This window comes from Pseudoclavibacter sp. JSM 162008 (assembly GCF_041366455.1).
In the GTDB taxonomy this organism is placed as follows: domain Bacteria; phylum Actinomycetota; class Actinomycetes; order Actinomycetales; family Microbacteriaceae; genus Pseudoclavibacter.
The window spans coordinates 95,893-111,566 of sequence record NZ_JBEWYX010000005.1 but is presented as its reverse complement, the minus strand read 5'-3'; the positions used below and the strand labels follow the sequence as shown (position 1 = coordinate 111,566).

General features: G+C 69.4%; 16 protein-coding genes. 8 read left to right on the top strand and 8 right to left on the bottom strand.

Translation table 11 applies throughout. The annotated features are described in order from the left end of the window. The first annotated feature begins 43 nt into the window (after positions 1-43). On the top strand, positions 44-1,243 hold the full coding sequence (locus tag ABVF28_RS05895) for a M20 family metallopeptidase (protein ID WP_371029800.1): 1,200 nt from the start codon (positions 44-46) through the stop codon (positions 1,241-1,243). Between the two features lie 81 nt (positions 1,244-1,324). Here the strand turns inward: ABVF28_RS05895 and ABVF28_RS05890 are convergent, their stop codons facing one another. The 3 genes from ABVF28_RS05890 to proC all read right to left on the bottom strand — a co-directional run bounded on the left by ABVF28_RS05890 (position 1,325) and on the right by proC (position 5,128). Further along, the gene (locus ABVF28_RS05890) at positions 1,325-2,554 is read right to left on the bottom strand and encodes a lysostaphin resistance A-like protein (RefSeq protein WP_371029799.1); all 1,230 of its coding nucleotides are present in this window, start codon (positions 2,552-2,554) and stop codon (positions 1,325-1,327) included. Between the two features lie 90 nt (positions 2,555-2,644). Further along, positions 2,645-4,198, bottom strand: coding sequence for a DnaJ domain-containing protein (locus ABVF28_RS05885; RefSeq protein WP_371029798.1), 1,554 nt, complete (start codon positions 4,196-4,198; stop codon positions 2,645-2,647). Between the two features lie 90 nt (positions 4,199-4,288). After that, complete coding sequence (gene proC, locus ABVF28_RS05880) at positions 4,289-5,128, bottom strand: pyrroline-5-carboxylate reductase (RefSeq protein ID WP_179555427.1); 840 nt, start codon at positions 5,126-5,128, stop codon at positions 4,289-4,291. 114 nt (positions 5,129-5,242) lie between these two features. On the opposite strand from proC, the gene ABVF28_RS05875 reads away from it, so the two are divergent. Next, positions 5,243-5,542, top strand: coding sequence for a hypothetical protein (locus tag ABVF28_RS05875; protein ID WP_146079215.1), 300 nt, complete (start codon positions 5,243-5,245; stop codon positions 5,540-5,542). An 18-nt stretch (positions 5,543-5,560) separates the two neighbouring features. Here the strand turns inward: ABVF28_RS05875 and ABVF28_RS05870 are convergent, their stop codons facing one another. Beyond that, positions 5,561-6,031, bottom strand: coding sequence for a nucleoside deaminase (locus ABVF28_RS05870; protein ID WP_371029797.1), 471 nt, complete (start codon positions 6,029-6,031; stop codon positions 5,561-5,563). 73 nt (positions 6,032-6,104) lie between these two features. On the opposite strand from ABVF28_RS05870, the gene upp reads away from it, so the two are divergent. The 4 genes from upp to ABVF28_RS05850 all read left to right on the top strand — a co-directional run bounded on the left by upp (position 6,105) and on the right by ABVF28_RS05850 (position 8,739). Beyond that, positions 6,105-6,740 carry a uracil phosphoribosyltransferase gene (gene upp, locus ABVF28_RS05865; protein ID WP_371029796.1) on the top strand — a complete coding sequence of 212 codons (636 nt, stop codon included), beginning with the start codon at positions 6,105-6,107 and terminating at the stop codon, positions 6,738-6,740. 379 nt (positions 6,741-7,119) lie between these two features. Then, positions 7,120-7,815: a winged helix-turn-helix domain-containing protein gene (locus ABVF28_RS05860; protein WP_104310863.1), complete on the top strand. Its 696-nt coding sequence runs from the start codon at positions 7,120-7,122 to the stop codon at positions 7,813-7,815. Positions 7,816-7,958: 143 nt separating this feature from the next. After that, complete coding sequence (locus tag ABVF28_RS05855; RefSeq protein WP_179555429.1) at positions 7,959-8,423, top strand: MarR family winged helix-turn-helix transcriptional regulator; 465 nt, start codon at positions 7,959-7,961, stop codon at positions 8,421-8,423. Next, positions 8,407-8,739, top strand: coding sequence for an ArsR/SmtB family transcription factor (locus ABVF28_RS05850; RefSeq protein WP_371029795.1), 333 nt, complete (start codon positions 8,407-8,409; stop codon positions 8,737-8,739). Before ABVF28_RS05855 ends, ABVF28_RS05850 begins: the two co-directional genes overlap by 17 nt. Before the next feature lie 14 nt (positions 8,740-8,753). Here the strand turns inward: ABVF28_RS05850 and ABVF28_RS05845 are convergent, their stop codons facing one another. Genes ABVF28_RS05845 through ABVF28_RS05830 form a run of 4 tightly spaced genes read right to left on the bottom strand, consistent with a single transcriptional unit; the run spans position 8,754 to position 13,022 of the window. Next, positions 8,754-9,869: a bifunctional 2-methylcitrate synthase/citrate synthase gene (locus tag ABVF28_RS05845; protein ID WP_104310860.1), complete on the bottom strand. Its 1,116-nt coding sequence runs from the start codon at positions 9,867-9,869 to the stop codon at positions 8,754-8,756. Next, positions 9,866-10,780: a methylisocitrate lyase gene (prpB, locus tag ABVF28_RS05840; RefSeq protein WP_371029794.1), complete on the bottom strand. Its 915-nt coding sequence runs from the start codon at positions 10,778-10,780 to the stop codon at positions 9,866-9,868. The genes ABVF28_RS05845 and prpB overlap by 4 nt, the downstream gene beginning before the upstream one ends. Then, positions 10,780-12,315 carry an MmgE/PrpD family protein gene (locus tag ABVF28_RS05835; RefSeq protein WP_371029793.1) on the bottom strand — a complete coding sequence of 512 codons (1,536 nt, stop codon included), beginning with the start codon at positions 12,313-12,315 and terminating at the stop codon, positions 10,780-10,782. Before ABVF28_RS05835 ends, prpB begins: the two co-directional genes overlap by 1 nt. Beyond that, complete coding sequence (locus ABVF28_RS05830; protein WP_371029792.1) at positions 12,312-13,022, bottom strand: GntR family transcriptional regulator; 711 nt, start codon at positions 13,020-13,022, stop codon at positions 12,312-12,314. The genes ABVF28_RS05835 and ABVF28_RS05830 overlap by 4 nt, the downstream gene beginning before the upstream one ends. A 174-nt stretch (positions 13,023-13,196) precedes the next feature. On the opposite strand from ABVF28_RS05830, the gene ABVF28_RS05825 reads away from it, so the two are divergent. Together ABVF28_RS05825 and ABVF28_RS05820 are read left to right on the top strand one after the other, a co-directional pair. Then, a complete protein-coding gene (locus tag ABVF28_RS05825; RefSeq protein WP_104310856.1) occupies positions 13,197-14,282 on the top strand; it encodes an AI-2E family transporter in 1,086 nt (361 codons plus the stop codon). Positions 14,283-14,390: 108 nt separating this feature from the next. Next, complete coding sequence (locus ABVF28_RS05820; protein ID WP_371029791.1) at positions 14,391-15,605, top strand: MFS transporter; 1,215 nt, start codon at positions 14,391-14,393, stop codon at positions 15,603-15,605. The last annotated feature ends 69 nt before the right edge of the window (positions 15,606-15,674 follow it).

The following is a 15,674-nucleotide window of genomic DNA, read 5'->3' as shown; positions in this document are numbered from 1 at the left end:
TCGACCCGACTCCGACCCCGAACCAAGTGGAGGAACACCGAATATGAACATCCGCACCGACCACGTGCCCGCCATCGTCGACGAGCTCGGCGCACACCTGCCGGCCCGACTGCCCCTGCTCGTCGACGTCGCCGCCGACCTGCACGCCAACCCGGAGATCCGCTTCACCGAGGTGCACGCCGCGGCGCGGCTCACGTCCGAGCTCGAGTCGGCCGGGTTCGCGGTCGAACGCGGGTTCGCTGGCCTCGACACGGCATTCGTCGGCCGCTGGTCGACCCCGGATGCGGGCGACGAGACCCCCACGATCGCCGTGTTCTGCGAGTACGACGCCCTCGAGGGCATCGGCCACGCCTGCGGACACAACATCATCGCGGCCAGCGGGCTCGGCGCGGGGATCCTGCTGAAGGACGCGCTCACGGCCACCCCCGGGACCCCTGCGCACCTGGTCGTGATCGGCAGCCCAGGCGAAGAGGGGGCCGCTGGCAAGGTCCCGATGATCGAGGGAGGGGTGCTGGACGGCATCGACCTCGCGATCATGGTGCATCCGGCGGCGACGAACACCGTCGGCGGCTCGACGCTGTCCCGGGTGGCGCTCGACGTCACGTTCACGGGGCGCGCCAGCCACGCCGCCGCGAGCCCGGAGCTGGGCATCAACGCGCTCGACGCCTCCACGCTGTCGCTGACGGCGATCGGCCTGCTGCGGCAGCAGCTGACCGACGATGCCCGCGTGCACGCCATCGTCACCGACGGTGGGCAGGCGCCCAACATCATCCCCGAGCGTGCGTCGCTTCGCATCTTCGTGCGCGCCAACGAGCGGGACCATCTGCTGGAGAACATCGTGCCCAGGGTGCGTGCCTGCTTCGAAGGTGCCGCGCTCGCGACGGGATCCTCGGTGCTGATCGAGGAGAACACCCCCGCCTACTACTCGCTCATCTCGAACCCGGTGCTCGCGGATCTCGCCCACTCGGCCTACGAGCGGATCGGGCGGCCGGTCACGGAGGAGCCCATCACCGGGTCCACCGACATGGGCAACGTCAGCCACGTCGTCCCGTCGATTCACCCGATGATCCAGCTCATCCCTGGCGGGGTCACCCACACGAGGGAGTTCGCCGAGGCCGCGGATGGTCCGAACGCCTCGGCGACCATCGCTGACGGGGCTCGGATGCTCGCGGCGACCGCCCTCGCCGTGTTCCGCGAACCGAGCCTAGCGGCCGAGGCGAAGCACGCGTTCGACGCCCGCTGACGTGGAGAAGCCCCTCGCGACGGACGTTGGTTCCATCTCGAGGGGCTTCGTCGTACCGGGGGTTCGGCCGGGCGACCGGCGCTACTCGGGACGCTGGTTCGTGCCAGCCGGCGTCGTCGAACCCGGCTGCGGCTGACCCTGGTTCGGGGCCTGGCCGTAGTGCTGGTTCGGCACCTGGCCGGGCTGCTGGCTCGCAGCCTGACCGTAGGCCTGATTCGGCGCGTCGCCGTAGGTCTGCATCGGCTGCTGCGCGGCCTGCTGTGCGAGTTGCGCCTGCTGCTGAGCGTGCAGTTCGTAGGCGGCCCGAGCCTCGGCCTCGCGACGCTGCTTCGCGGTGACGAGCGGGGCCGTCGTGGTCTCGATGCCGTCCTTCTTCGCACGCCAGATCACAAAGGCGGCGACGATGGCCAGGAACGCGGCCGGGAGGAGCATGATCGGTCCACCCGCACCCGCGGAGCGGTCGATGCCCTCGCTGAGCTGGCCGGTCAGCACGGCCGGGATGAACAGCATGACGTTGTTCGCGGAGTGGATGAGCACGGCGCTCTCGAGCCCGCCCGTGTACTTGACGGTGACCGACATGATCACGCCGAAGAAGAAGTAGTACCCGATGAGCCACCAGTCACCCGCGCCGTGCGCGAGGCAGAAGAGTGTCGCAGAGACGGCGGTTCCGACGATGAAGGAAAGCTGCGGGCCAGCGAACCACGAGCCGGCCGCGCGCTGGAAGCCGCCGCGGGCCACGTACTCCTCGGAGGCGGCCTGGAAGGGCGTCGTGAGCAGCACGAAGACGAGCATGAGCATCGCCGTGCCATCGATGTTGAGCTCGGCGGGCTCGAGCAGGAACAGCGCGGCCGAGTAGACGGCGAAGACCGGAACGATCACCAGGGCGAGCCTGCGGAACCAGGCCCAGCGGAAGCGGCCGGTGACCGACGAGATGGTGCCAGGCCGGACGCCGAACAGCATCCGCTGGCCGAGGTAGGCCAGCGGGAGGAGCGCCGCGAGCGCGAGGTTGTTGGTGACGAAGATCGCGGGCGTCATGGGGATGACGCCACTCTCAACCGCGTCTCCGAGCGCCTCCGGGCTGAGTTCACCGGTGAGGGTGGAGATGAGGATGCCCACGGCGCCGATCGTCATGGACGTCACGAAGAAGCCGACGATGAGGAACGCGATGAAGAGGACGCCCCTCCACCACCCCTTCCCGCGGCCGATCGGGCTCAACGCGTGGTCGTACGTGAGTCTGCTGCTGCCGGAGGCGGACTGCTCGGTGAGCGGAGCACTGCCGGTCGGGGTCGGAGTCATGCTGTGGTTGCTCATGCTTCGACGCTACTCAGCGGTGGATGCCGTGGGATCGGTCGCACGAATGATTCCGTGGCGCTGTCTGTCGGCTGCGCGACGGAGGCCGGGTCAGCGCTTGTGCGCGATCAGGTCACGCAGCAGCAGCCGGTCGACCCGGTTGCCGTCGCCGGCGAGCCAGTCGCCGACTTCGCGCAGCAGCGACTCCGTCGTGGCGAGGCGAACTCGCTGCCAGGTGAGCGCGTTGTCGACCTCGAGGGGCCCCTCGCGTTCCGCGACGACCGTCATCCAGCCGCGAACCTCGGACATCTCCCCGAACAGCTCGTGGAAGCGCTCGACGGCGTGCGGGAACTCGGCCGCGGGTGAGGAGAAGGCGACGCCGTTGTGCGTGAGCTCACCGTCACGCGAGATGCCGTACGTGCCGGGCGCCCACAGCTCGTCGTTGACGAGCGCGACCCTGCGTCCGCTGACGATGGCGTGCGCGATCGAACCGGCATTCTGGCCGGGGACGCGCAGCCCGTGCACGACGCGAACGCCCGGGATGCGGAGAAGCTGAGCGAGCGGCTCGCCGACGGAGCGCTGGGCGAGGAAGGCGCGCATGGGGTTCGTTCCGCCGGCGGTGCCGCCCGCATCCATGGCCGTCTGGCCTGGTTCACCCCAGACCCGCCTGCCACCAGCGGCAGGCGGGGCTGACTCGTTCGCGAGCTGCACCAGCAGCCGTTCCCTGGTGACGGCGATGCGCCGCTGCGCGAGACTCGACCACGCGAAGTAGCCGGACACGGCGGCGGCGAGGTAGATGGCGGCCTGCACGAGCAGGCTCGCGAAGGCCGGGTTCTGCATGCCTGCCGTCGTGGCGAACAGGGACATGACGCCGAGGGTCGCCGACAGCACGCCCGCCGCGATGGCGATGACGAGGGTCGCGAGCCACATGGTCAGTGCCCAGCGATTCGCGCGGACCCTGAGCCGCAGGACGAGCCAGGCCGCGCTCAACCCCACGTAGAGGAGGACGGCGGGCCACATCGTCGGCTCCGCGCCAGGCCCGAACGTCGGAACGGTGAGCCGGGCGAACGACACGTCGAGCACGAGGAGGAGGGCGCCGATGACGACGATGGCCGCGTGCACCGAGACTGCCGTCAGCTCGCGCCGCGTGAACGGACGCGGAGCGGCCGCCGCCGGCGGCCAGTACACGGGGTGCTCCGGCCAGCGCGTGCGGAACCAGGCCATGCGTCGGACGTCGAAGTTCTGGGCTGGGATGCGGGCAGGGGGCGGGGCGTCGCGGGTCGCGGGTTCCGCGTGCGCGCTGCGGCGCGGGGCTGAGGTGGCGGATTCCTTCGTCGCTCCGGAGCGAGGCGGCGTGCGGAATCGGCCGCCGCCGCCCGCCGAGCGTCTGCTCGTCGGAGCCCATTGAGCTCGCTGCTGTGAGCGGACGCGGCGCGAGCCCCCGCCGGAGAGCCAGGCGTCATGCTCTCGGCGAGTGCTCTCCTCGGTGAGCACCTCGACCGCGAGGCGGACCCGCACGAAGTCGTCGGAGCTTCCACCGAGGTCGGGATGCGATTCCCGCTGCCTCGCGCGCCCGACTCGTCGGATCTCCTCCAATGACGCGCTGCGGGAGACGCCGAGCACGAGGTACAGGTCTTCCGTGAAGACATGCTTCCGACCGCTCATGGCCGCCCCTCCCGCTGTTCGTTCAAGTCATCAAGCCTACGCATCCCTGGCCCCACGGCCCGCCGCCGTGCGGGAGAAGCGTGGGGACGCTCAGGAGTTCTCCGCGGCGAGCTCGGCCGAGCGTCGCTGGTTGGCGGCGAACGCCCGCTCGAAGAGGCCCGCGAGGTCGCCGTCCTGCAGCTCGGCGACGGAGCGCTCGGTGGTGCCGTTGGGGCTGGTCACGCGCCGGCGCAGCTCGGCCGGTTCGGTGTCCGGGTCGCGGACGACCATGCCGACGGCCCCCTCGAACGTTCCGACCACCAGCTCCTTGGCGAGGTCTTCATCGAAGCCCAGGCGCTTCGTCGCTTCGAGGTACTGCTCGATCAGCAGGAAGACGTGCGCGGGCCCAGAGCCCGAGACAGCCGCGAGCGCGTCGATGCGGTCTTCGCCGACGGTGGCGACGCGTCCCACGCTCTCGAAGAGCGCGACCGCGACGGCGAGCGACTCCTCGCTGGTCGACGCGTTGGCGGCGAGACCCGTCACGCCGAGTCCGATGCTCGCGGGCGTGTTCGGCATCGATCGGACGATCTGGGCACCCTCCGGCAACCGGGCGGCCAGGCTCTCGAGGCGCACGCCGGCCGCCACGGAGATGACCACGGCATCCGGCTTGAGCGAGGACGCGATCTCGTCGAGGAGCTCCCCGATGAGGTAAGGCTTGACGCCCAGGACGACGACGTCCGCGCGCTCGACTGCGGCCAGGTTCGCCCGCGGGTCGTTCTCGAGCGCGGTCGTCGAGACCCGATCGTCGCGCTCAGCGGCGGCGGCCGAAGCCGCCGACCTCGTCGTGACGTGGACGCGCGCGCCCTCGCCGAGGGGCGCATCCAGCAGCCCGCGCAGGATCGCGCCGTTCATGTTGCCGCCGCCGAGGAACGCGTATGTCAGTGCCGTCATACCCGGATTGTACGGATGCACCACCGACAACGCTCGAATGCAGCACCTGCTCTGACAGCCGTCAGGGTGGTCTCGGTATGCTGGCCGTTACTCGTCACCGTCGAAGGGGAACTCGTGCCGAATCCGGAACTCGCCGCACACATCCGCGAACTGCTGCTCGAAAACCCGCACGTGGGTGAAGTGCTCCAGGTGCGCAGCGTGGAAGTCGATGACCGAGTCACGCTCGTCGGCGTGCGCGTCTCCGTGCTGAACCTCCCCCAGGTGCTCGACCTTCCCCCCGTCCTCGCCCAGCTGCGCGCCCTCGTCCGTGAGGCGGCGCCTCACGCGGAGGCGATCTTCGTGGAGCCGGACGTGACGGAACGCCACAACGTGCACGTCAGCACCGAGTCGATCGTCATCCGCTCCGTCGACTAGCCGACAGCACTCGGGGAGTCAGTCACGGAAGAATCCCCGCACGAGGGCCGCGCATTCCACCTCGCGCACTCCCGCGATGACGACGGCGCGTTCTGGGAGCCGTCGATCGCGCACGAGGTCATAGCGCGACCCCACGGCACCCGCCTTGTCGTCCCAGGCACCGTAGACGAGGGTGCCGATACGGGCGGAGAGGATCGCGCCCGCGCACATGGCGCACGGCTCGAGCGTGACGACGAGCGTGCATCCGTCGAGCCGCCACGTGCCGAGCCGTTCAGCTGCGCGGCGCAGGGCGAGCACCTCGGCGTGACCCGTCGGGTCGCCGGTCAGCTCGCGCTCGTTGTGGGCCGTCGCGATGACGGCGCCGGATGCGTCGGTGACGACGGCCCCGATGGGCACGTCCTCGCTCGCGAGCGCCAGTTCGGCCTCGCCAAGGGCGATTCCCATGAGCTCGTGCAGGCGCTCGTCGACGTGAAGTGACACGCCGCCCATCCTCCCACCGCCGGGGGCCGCCGGCCTGCGCGGATGTCACCGGAATGCCTCCGGCTTCGTTACTCTGTATTTCATGCGCCTGCACGTAGCCGACCACCCGCTCATCACCCACAAGCTCTCGGTGCTGCGGGACCAGAAGACCTCGTCGCAGCAGTTCCGCTCGCTCGTCGAGGAGTTGGTGACGCTGCTCAGCTACGAGGCGACCCGTGACGTGCGCACGGAGTCCTACGAACTGCAGACGCCCGTCGCGAAGACCACGGGGCTCCGCATGACCGATCCCGTCCCGCTGGTCGTGCCGATCATCCGCGCTGGCCTCGGCATGCTCGACGGCTTCCTCAAGCTCGTCCCGAACGTCGAGGTCGGCTTCCTCGGGATGCGTCGCAACGAGGAGACGCTGCAGCCGGAGACCTACGCGAAGCGACTTCCCGAGAATCTCGCGAACCGCCAGTGCTTCGCACTCGATCCGATGCTCGCGACCGGCGGTTCACTTGTCGCCGCGATCGACTTCCTGTTCGACGCAGGCGCGGTCGACGTGACGGCGATCTGCATCGTCGCGTCGCCGGAGGGCATCGAGCGGATGCGCGAGGCGTTCGACGGCCGGAACGTCACCGTCGTGGTCGGAGCGCTCGACGAGGGACTGAACGAGGACGGCTTCATCGTCCCAGGCCTCGGCGACGCTGGCGACCGCCTCTACGGTGTCGCGGAATAAACTTCACGTCACCTGTTGACATGCGCGGTCACGAAGAAACATACTGGCCGCATGACGAACCCATCGCGCACCCTGACCGCCTTCTCGGCGACGGGAACCGCTGGCATGATGATGCCCAGCACCGCGATGTCCTGTCGAATGTGTCGCTGACTCCGAATTCTGCTCGTCGAGTCGCCGCATTCTTCGCCCCCTTCTCCGTGAAGCTCGCTCTCGAAGAAGGAACACTGCGCCCCTTGTGCCAGCGTGACCGCCCTGCTCTCTGCACCCGGTCGCATCCCGCCGAGGCTCCAGCCCCTCGGCATCGTTCGCGAACCGTCGCGAACCAGCCCCGCCGACACGCGGGCGCTTCGAGCATCATCACCTCCAAGGACTCCATCCAATGTCTCTCGCAACCGACTTCCGCCGCCCCCGCACCCTGAATGCCGTGACCCAGATCCCAGAAACCCCCCGCCCCGCCTACGTCCAGGCGGTCCCCGCCGCGCCTGAAGCGCGCGGTTTCGTTCTCTACGTCGGCCTCGACGAGGCCAAGGCCACCCTCGACGGAACGACGCTCACCGAGCTCGTCGAAGCGCTCAAGCGCGTCACGGCCGAGGTCGCGCCGCACGCTGAGACGCACGCAGCCGTGGCGCTCGCCCCAAAGGGCGCGGGCGGTCGCGACGTCGAAGTCGTCCGCCTCGCGCTCCAGGACCCGCAGGCGCTCGCCGCGCGCGGTGTCGAGGAGGACCACCAGCCGGACCCGGCCGAGGGTGTCACGATCGACACGACCCGCAAGCGCGTGAGCGTCTCCGGCGAGAACGCCGGCCTCACCTACAAGGAATTCGAGCTCCTCCAGGCGCTGGTGCTTCGCGAGGGCCGGACCGTCGACCGCACGGAGATCATCGACATCCTCTGGCGCGACAGCGACGAGGAACGACCGAACGAGCGCACCATCGACGTGCACGTCCGACGCCTCCGCTCGAAGCTCGGCGCGTATGGCGACATCGTGCGCACGGTGCGCGGAACCGGGTACCGCTTCGACCGCCACGCCGACGTCGATGTCCTGTACCCGAACGCGCAGTCACCCGACCGCCTCTGAGCGCACGCCGAACCGGTCGCTACTCCGCATCGGAGCACCCGGATACGGGCAGTCCTGCCCCATCGTCGCGCCGGATTCAGCCGAGCAATGTACTGGCCAGTACACTCGACGGAAGCTGCCGAGACGAAGAAGCAGGAGGCCCGATGCCGACGACAAGCAACCCGGTAGAGGCTTGGGAATCGCTGTTTCGTGCGCAGGTCTCCATCATGCGTGAGCTGCGTGGCGAGTTCGCGAGCAATTCAATGTCGATGAACGAGTACGACGTGCTCTTCAACGTCGTCCGCGAACCGCAGGGACGCATCCGCCTGCGAGACCTGAACCGCAACGTGCTCATCACACAGTCGTCCGTTTCGAGGCTCGTCGACCGGCTCGTGCAGCGCGGCCTCCTCGTCAAGATCGACGACCGCCTCGACCTGCGCTCCACGCTCATCGAGATCACCCCGGATGGCCGCGCCGAGTTCACACGCGCGGCGCGCACCCACATGCGCAACATCCAGGACCGGATGACGAGCGCGCTCGATCCCGACGAGCTGCGCACGCTTCAGTACCTGTGCACCAAGCTGCGCCTCGGGCAGGCAGGCGGGCGCGGTCGTGACTCCGACTCCTGACTTCGCGTGGCCCGGTGCCGCATCCGCGGCTCCGCTCGACGCTGCGGGCGCCAACGCGCTGGCTCACGGACTCCAGGTGCTCGCCGACCCGACGAGGCTGCGCATCCTCTCGCTCGTCGCGGCGAACCCCGACCGGCCGACGACGGTGACCGAGCTGGTCGCCGCCCTCGGATGCGCGCAGTCGACCGCCTCGCACCACCTGCGGATCCTCGTCGACGGCGGATACCTCAGCTATGAGCGCAGCGGCACGTGGGGGCTGTACCGTCTCGACGCGCCGAGGCTCCTCGAGACGTCGGCCAGCATCCGTCCGCGCTGAGCGAGCGCCGCGGGTCAGCCGTCGAGGTGGCGCTCATCGACGCCGTTGTAGACCGCGAGTGGGCGGATGAGCGAGTTGGCCGCCGCCTGCTCCATGATGTGAGCCGTCCATCCGGTGATGCGCGCCGCCGCGAAGAGCGGCGTGAAGGTCTGGGTGTCGAACCCCATGAGGTGGTAGACGGGGCCAGCCGGGTAGTCGAGGTTGGGCTTGATGCCCTTCCGCTCGCCGAAGCTCTTCTCGAGGGCCTCGGCCAACTCGAGCAGGTCGCGGCGGTCGTAGTGCTCGACCAGCCGCTCGAGCGCCGCGTGCATGGTGGGCACGCGTGAGTCGCCGTTCTTGTAGACGCGGTGCCCGAAGCCCATGATCTTCTTCTTGCTCGCGAGCGCGTCGTCGAGCCACGCCTCGACGTTGGCGGCCTCGCCGATCTCGTCGAACGTGTGCATGACGGCCTCGTTCGCGCCGCCATGCAGCGCACCCTTGAGCGCGCCCACGGCGCCGACGACCGCCGAGTAGAGGTCGGCCGTCGTGGAGGTGATCACTCGGGCGGTGAAGGTGGAGGCGTTGAACGAGTGCTCGGCGTACAGCACCATCGAGACGCGGAAGGCGTCGACGACCTCGGGGGCGGCCTCCTCACCGAACGTCATCCAGAGGAAGTTCTGCGAGTAGTCGAGATCATCGCGCGGTTCGACGAGCTCCAGCCCGTGCCTGCGCCGCTGGTCATACGCGACGATCGCGGGCAGCGCGGCGAACAGCGCCTTCGCCTTCGCGAGCTCCGCATCCGCCGACGGGTCCTCCGCATCCGGGTCGTTGGCGCCGATGATGCTGACGGCCGTTCGCACCACGTCCATGGGATGCGCCGACGTCGGCAGCGCGTCGATCACGGCACGCACATTGTCCGCGAGCGCACGACCCGCCCGCTCCTGCGCCACGAACTCGGCAAGCTCGGCCTCGCTCGGCAGCTCACCGCCCCACAGCAGCAGGGCGACCTCCTCGAAGCTCTTCTGCGCCGCGAGCTCCTGCACCGGGTAGCCGCGGTAGAGCAGGGAGTTCGTCTCCGGATTGACCTTCGAGATGGCGCTGTAGTCGACGGGCACCCCTGCGAGGCCCTTGTAGATCTCCTGCTCAGTCATCGTTGACCTGGCCTTTCCTGAACGCTGAAATTGAATACTCCGCTGTCGAAGTGGTTATACCCCTCGTAGTCGACAAGGTCATACAGCTCCGAGCGGTGCTGCATCTCGTCGAGCTTGCCGGTGAGGGTCCCGTTGCTGATGAGCTCGTCGAGCGCGCCCGCCGTCGCGCCCATGGAGATGCGCAGGGTCGAGACGGGCCAGATGACGAGGTTCATGCCGACGTCGGCGAGCTGCTGCACCGTGAAGAGCTCGCTCTTGCCGAACTCGGTCATGTTGGCGAGCAGCGGCACGTCCACCGCGGCGCGCATGGCTTCGAACTCCTCGAGCGAGGCCATGGCCTCGGGGAAGATGGCGTCGGCGCCCGCATCGACGAGCTTCTTGGCTCGGTCGATGGAGGCGTCGAGCCCCTCGACGGCCCGGATGTCGGTGCGTGCCATGACGAGGAAGTTGTCGTCGCGCCGCGCATCCACCGCCGCTCTGATGCGCTTGAGCGCGGTCTCCTCGTCGACCACCTGCTTGCCGTCGAGGTGTCCGCATCTCTTCGGGTTGACCTGGTCTTCGATGTGCATGCCGGCGAGCCCCGCATCCTCGAGCTCCTGCACGGTGCGCGCGACGTTCATGGGCTCGCCGAAGCCCGTGTCGGCATCGATGATGGCGGGCAGCTCCGTCATGCGGGCGATCTGCTTGCCGCGACCGGCCACCTCGGTGAGCGTCGTGAGGCCGATGTCGGGCAGCCCGAGGTCGGCGGAGAGCACGGCGCCCGAGATGTAGACGCCCTCGAAGCCCTTCTGCTCGATGAGGCGGGCCGAGAGCGGGTTGAAGGCGCCGGGGAAGCGAAGCAGATCGCCGCTCGCGAGGCTCGCGCGGAACGCGGCACGCTTGTCGGCGGGGCTGGTCTTGGCGTACAGCATCAGAAGATCCCCCCACCCTCGGTGTACTCGATCGTGCCGGGCAGGGCGACGAAGCCGAGCTGGCCGAGCTCCCCGGGTGCCAGCTCCGGGAGGCGCTGCGCGGTGTCGAGGAACCGCTCGATCTCGCCCTCGTCGACGACTCCGGTCGCGAGGGTGCGGAACTTGTCGACGTACTCGGCCCGCGCGAACGGCCTCGCGCCGAGCGGGTGCGCGTCGGCGACCGCGATCTCGTCGCGGATGACGGTGCCGTCGGTGAGCGTGATCTCGACGCTGCCGCCGAACGCCTTCTCGGCGATGTCGAGCGAGTGGTAGCGGCGGGTCCACTCCGGGTCCTCCTCGGTCACGACGCGCTTCCACAGCTCGACCGTGTCCGGCCTCCCCGCGCGCTCGGGCGCGTAGGAGCCGACGTGGTGCCAGGCGCCGTCCTGCAGCGCGACGGTGAAGATGTACGGGATGGAGTGGTCGAGCGTCTCCCGGCTGGCCGTCGGGTCGTACTTCTGCGGGTCGTTCGCGCCGGAGCCGATCACGAAGTGCGTGTGGTGGGAGGAGCGGATGAGGATGCGCTCGATCCGGTCGGGAGCCGTCGCGAGCTGCGGGTGCTCGTTGTGGAGCTTACGGGCGAGGTCGATCCAGGCCTGCGCCTGGTACTCGGCCGAGTGTTCCTTCGTGTAGCTGTCGAGGATCGCGGTCTTCGACTCCCCCGCGGCGGGGAGCGGCACCTGGTAGCGCGCATCCACGCCGCCGAGGAGCCAGGCGATGACCCCGTCTTCGCCCTCGTAGATAGGGGTCGGACTGGTCTGTCCGCGCATCGCGCGGTCGACGGCCTCGACGGCCATCTTCCCGGCGAAGGCCGGCGCGTGCGCCTTCCACGTCGAGATCTCACCCTTGCGCGACTGCCTCGTCGCCGTGGTCGTGTGGAGCGCCTGCCCGACGGCCTGGAAGATCGTCTCCGTGTCGAGGCCGAGGAGCGTGCCGATGCCGGCCGCGGCCGACGGGCCGAGGTGAGCGACGTGGTCGATCTTGTGCTCGTGGAGGCAGATGCCCTTGGCGAGGTCGATCTGGATCTCGTAGCCCGTCGCGATGCCGCGCACGAGCTGCTCGCCGGAGATCGCCCGCTGGCCGGCGAGGTGCTGGGCGACGGCGAGGATCGGCGGGATGTTGTCACCCGGATGCGAGTACTCGGCGGCGAGGAACGTGTCGTGGTAGTCGAGCTCGCGCACGGCGACGCCGTTCGCCCAGGCCGCCCACTCCGGGGACGTGCGCTGCGCATCCTCGAGCCCGAAGAGCGTCGAACCGGCGCCGTGCCGGGAGACGCCGTGCGCGAGCGCCTGGTCACGGGCCGCGACGATCGGGGCGCGCGTGAGGGAGGCTGCTGCGACGGCGGCGTTGTCGATGACCCGGTTGATGACCATGTCGGTCACGTCTGCCTGGACGGTGACGGGGTCGGCCGCGACTTCGGCGATCTTCCACGCCAGCTGGTCGTGGCGCTCGAGGTTCTCGTCGCTGCGGTGGACTCGGACGTCGTGGAGGTTCACGTGGAGAGGATCCCTTCGGAAGGAGATGGCTGAGACAGGGTCGGGTGCGGCGCGGTCGGCGGCGGCTCATGCGCCTGCAGTGAGGCGAGGGCGGTCGTGAGGCTGCGATGCAGGTGGAAGTGGGTCGCGTGCGACGCGAGGCGCGGATCTCTCGCGAGGATCGCGTCGACGACGCCGAGATGCTCGCTCGCCGCTTCCCGGAGTCGTTCCGGATTATGGCTTGAGAGCCTGCGTACTCGTGATGAGTGGAGGCGGCACGACTCGAGCGCCACGCTCAGGTACTCGCTGGCGGCGGCCTCGTCGATGGCGCGGTCGAGGGCATCCACCAACTCGAAGTACTCGATGACACCTGCGTCACCGAGCTCGAGCAGCTGCGGCGCCCCGAGCAGCCGGGTGCGGATGGCCTCGAACTGCGTTGCTTCACGGCGCATGGCCGCGAGCGCCGCGGCCTGCGTCTCGAGCGCCTCTCGGAGCTCGTAGAGCTGCACGACCCGCTCGGTGCTGATCTCGGAGACGACGAGGACCCTGGGCGACTGACTGCGGACCAAGCCGTCGGCGAGAAGCCGAGTGAAGGCGCCGCGGACCGGTGTGCGGGAGACATCGAGGCGACGTCCCTGCTCCACCTCGGTCAGGACGGTGCCGGGTGGGAGCGCGCCCGCGAGGATCTCCTCGCGGAGCACCGCGTAGACCCGATCACTGGCGCGCATGGAACCTCCTCGGTCGAACACCCCTCAATGTATGCATTAGGTGGCTTCCGGGCAAGCACCTCCCAGGCATTGCCAGCTTGTGCATACATAACCGTGCGCCCCGAACGTGCCCTAGCCTTGGCGAGCAGACGCCCTCCCTGGTGAGCGCATCCCCTTGTTGCCGAGGAGGCACCGATGTCCGACCCAACCCGACCGGCACTGTCCAAGACGTCCGCCGACCTGTTCCGCAGGAACCCCGTCATGTGGGGCTTCTGGGTCGCCATCGGACTGCTGCTCGCGGCGCTGCTCGCGACCACCGTCATGCAGCTGTCCTCCGTGCTCGTGTCGATCTTCGTGGCGTTCTTCATCACGCTCGGCCTCGACCCGCTGGTGCGCTGGCTGCAGCGAAAGGGACTGAAGCGCGGGATGGCGATCGTCGTCGTCATCCTGGCCTTCACCGCGATCGTCGTCGGCCTCGTCTGGGTCGTCGTCCCCATCCTCGTCTCGCAGATCACGCAGCTCGCGACGACCGTGCCGCAGGAGATCGACCGCCTCATCGCGGAGGGCTGGTTCGACGACGTCAACAAGGCGACCAACGGCGCCGCCCAGAACGCCCTCGACTGGGCTCAGGACACGCTCGTCGACCCCAATACCTGGGCCACCGTCGGCGGCGGCGCGCTGCAAGTCGGAACGACCATCGTCAACGGGGTCTCGAGCGGCATCTTCATCTTCATCCTCGTCATCAACTTCGTCGCGACGCTCGGGAAGATGAAGCAGGCCGGCTACTCGCTCATCGACGCGTCGGTGCGACCGCGCTTCGAGGACTACGCCGAGCGCATCATGGCGTCCGTCGGCTCCTACCTGAGCGGCATGGTCGTGCTCGCGTTCATCAACTCCGTCTTCAGCGGCCTGCTGCTGTGGGCGGTCGGCGCCCCGTACCCCTTCATCGTCGCCGTCGTCGTGTTCTTCATCACGCTCATCCCGCTCATCGGAACGATCATCACGACCGTCGTCATGACGATCATCGCGCTCTTCGCGTCGCCGATCTCGGCGCTGATCGTGCTCATCTCGATGCTCGTCTACATGCAGGTCGAGGCGTACATCCTCACGCCGCGCGTCATGTCGAAGGCCGTGCAGATCCCCGGCTCCGTGGTGCTCATCGCGGCCCTCGCGGGCGGCACGCTGCTCGGCCTGCTCGGCGCGCTCGTCGCCATCCCGATCTCCGCAGGCATCATCCTGCTCATCCGCGAGGTCGTCATCCCCCGCAAGGCACGCAACTGACCTGCGGGCGCTTTCCAGTTCCTGCGCCACTCGGGATGCGGGACGTTCGGTTACCTCCCGCGGACGCACGATCAACCACGAGACGCCGTCTTCGGCGAGGGTGAGGGCATGACCACCGGAACCATCCCCATCGTCCCCGCGACGCAGGCGCCACGGACGCAGATTCCCGCGAAGACGGCGTGGGCCGCCATCGCGGCCATGATGGCGACGAGCTTCGTGCTCGTCCTCGCCGAGTTCCTGCCACCGAGCCTGCTGCCCTCGATGGCCGCGTCGCTCGGCATCACCGAGGGGCAGGCGGGTCAGACCGTCACGGTGACCGCGTTCGTCGGGTTCCTCACCGCCCCGACCATCGGCATCCTCGTCCCCCGCCTCGACCGCCGCACCCTCCTCGTGATCCTCGCCGGGGCCGCGGCGCTCTCGAGCGCGATCGTGGCCGTCGCGCCCGGCTTCGTGCTGCTGCTCGTCGCGCGCCTCCTGCTCGGCGCCGCGCTCGGCGCCTTCTGGGCCATGTCGATCGCGATCGCCGCGAGCCTCTCGCAGCCCAGGCACCTGGGGCGCGCCATCATGCTCGTCAACACGGGGACGACGGTCGCGACCGTCGCCGGCGTGCCGCTCGGCAGCTACCTCGGGACGATCATGGACTGGCGCCTCATCTTCGCGAGCGTCGCCATCGTGACCGTGGCGGTCGCCATCGCCCTGCGCGTCGCGCTGCCCCACGTGCCGCCGACCGCGTCGAGCGGCGGCCTGCGCTCGCTGGTCGACACCCTGCGCGTCCCGGGCATCCGCGTCGGCCTGACGGGGCACATCCTCACCGTCCTCGGGCACTTCGTCGCGTTCACGTACATCCGCCTCGCCATCGACCGCGTCCCAGGTCTCGACAGCGTCGGCGTGGCCGCGCTGCTCGTCGCGTTCGGGGTCGGAGGCGTCGCAGGCAACTTCCTCGTCGGCCTCCTCGTCGACCGGCACCTCGCGGTGCTCCGCTTCGCCGTGCCGCTGCTCATCGGCGTCTCCATCGGCGTCGTCGCGCTCGCGCCCGGCGAAGTGTGGCTCGTGGCGGTGGCCGTCACCACGTGGGGCATCGGGTTCGGCGGCTGGCTGACGACGCTCGGCACCTGGATGGGCCGGCTCGTGCCCGACCGCATGGAGTCGGGCGGTGGGCTCTCCGTCGCAGGGTTCCAGCTCGCCATCACCCTGGGCGCCGGAGTCGGTGGGCTCCTCATCGACCTGATCGGCGTCACGCCCGCGCTCGTCGTCGCCTCGGCGTCCGCGGTCGTCGGCGGCCTGATCTTCGGCAGCGCGCGGTTCCCGGGCCGCGCCGACTGAGGTCGCTCCGGATGCTGGCGTCGGCTGCGCGAGGGTGCCGCGGGCGCCAGCATCCACTCGCGCGGCGTC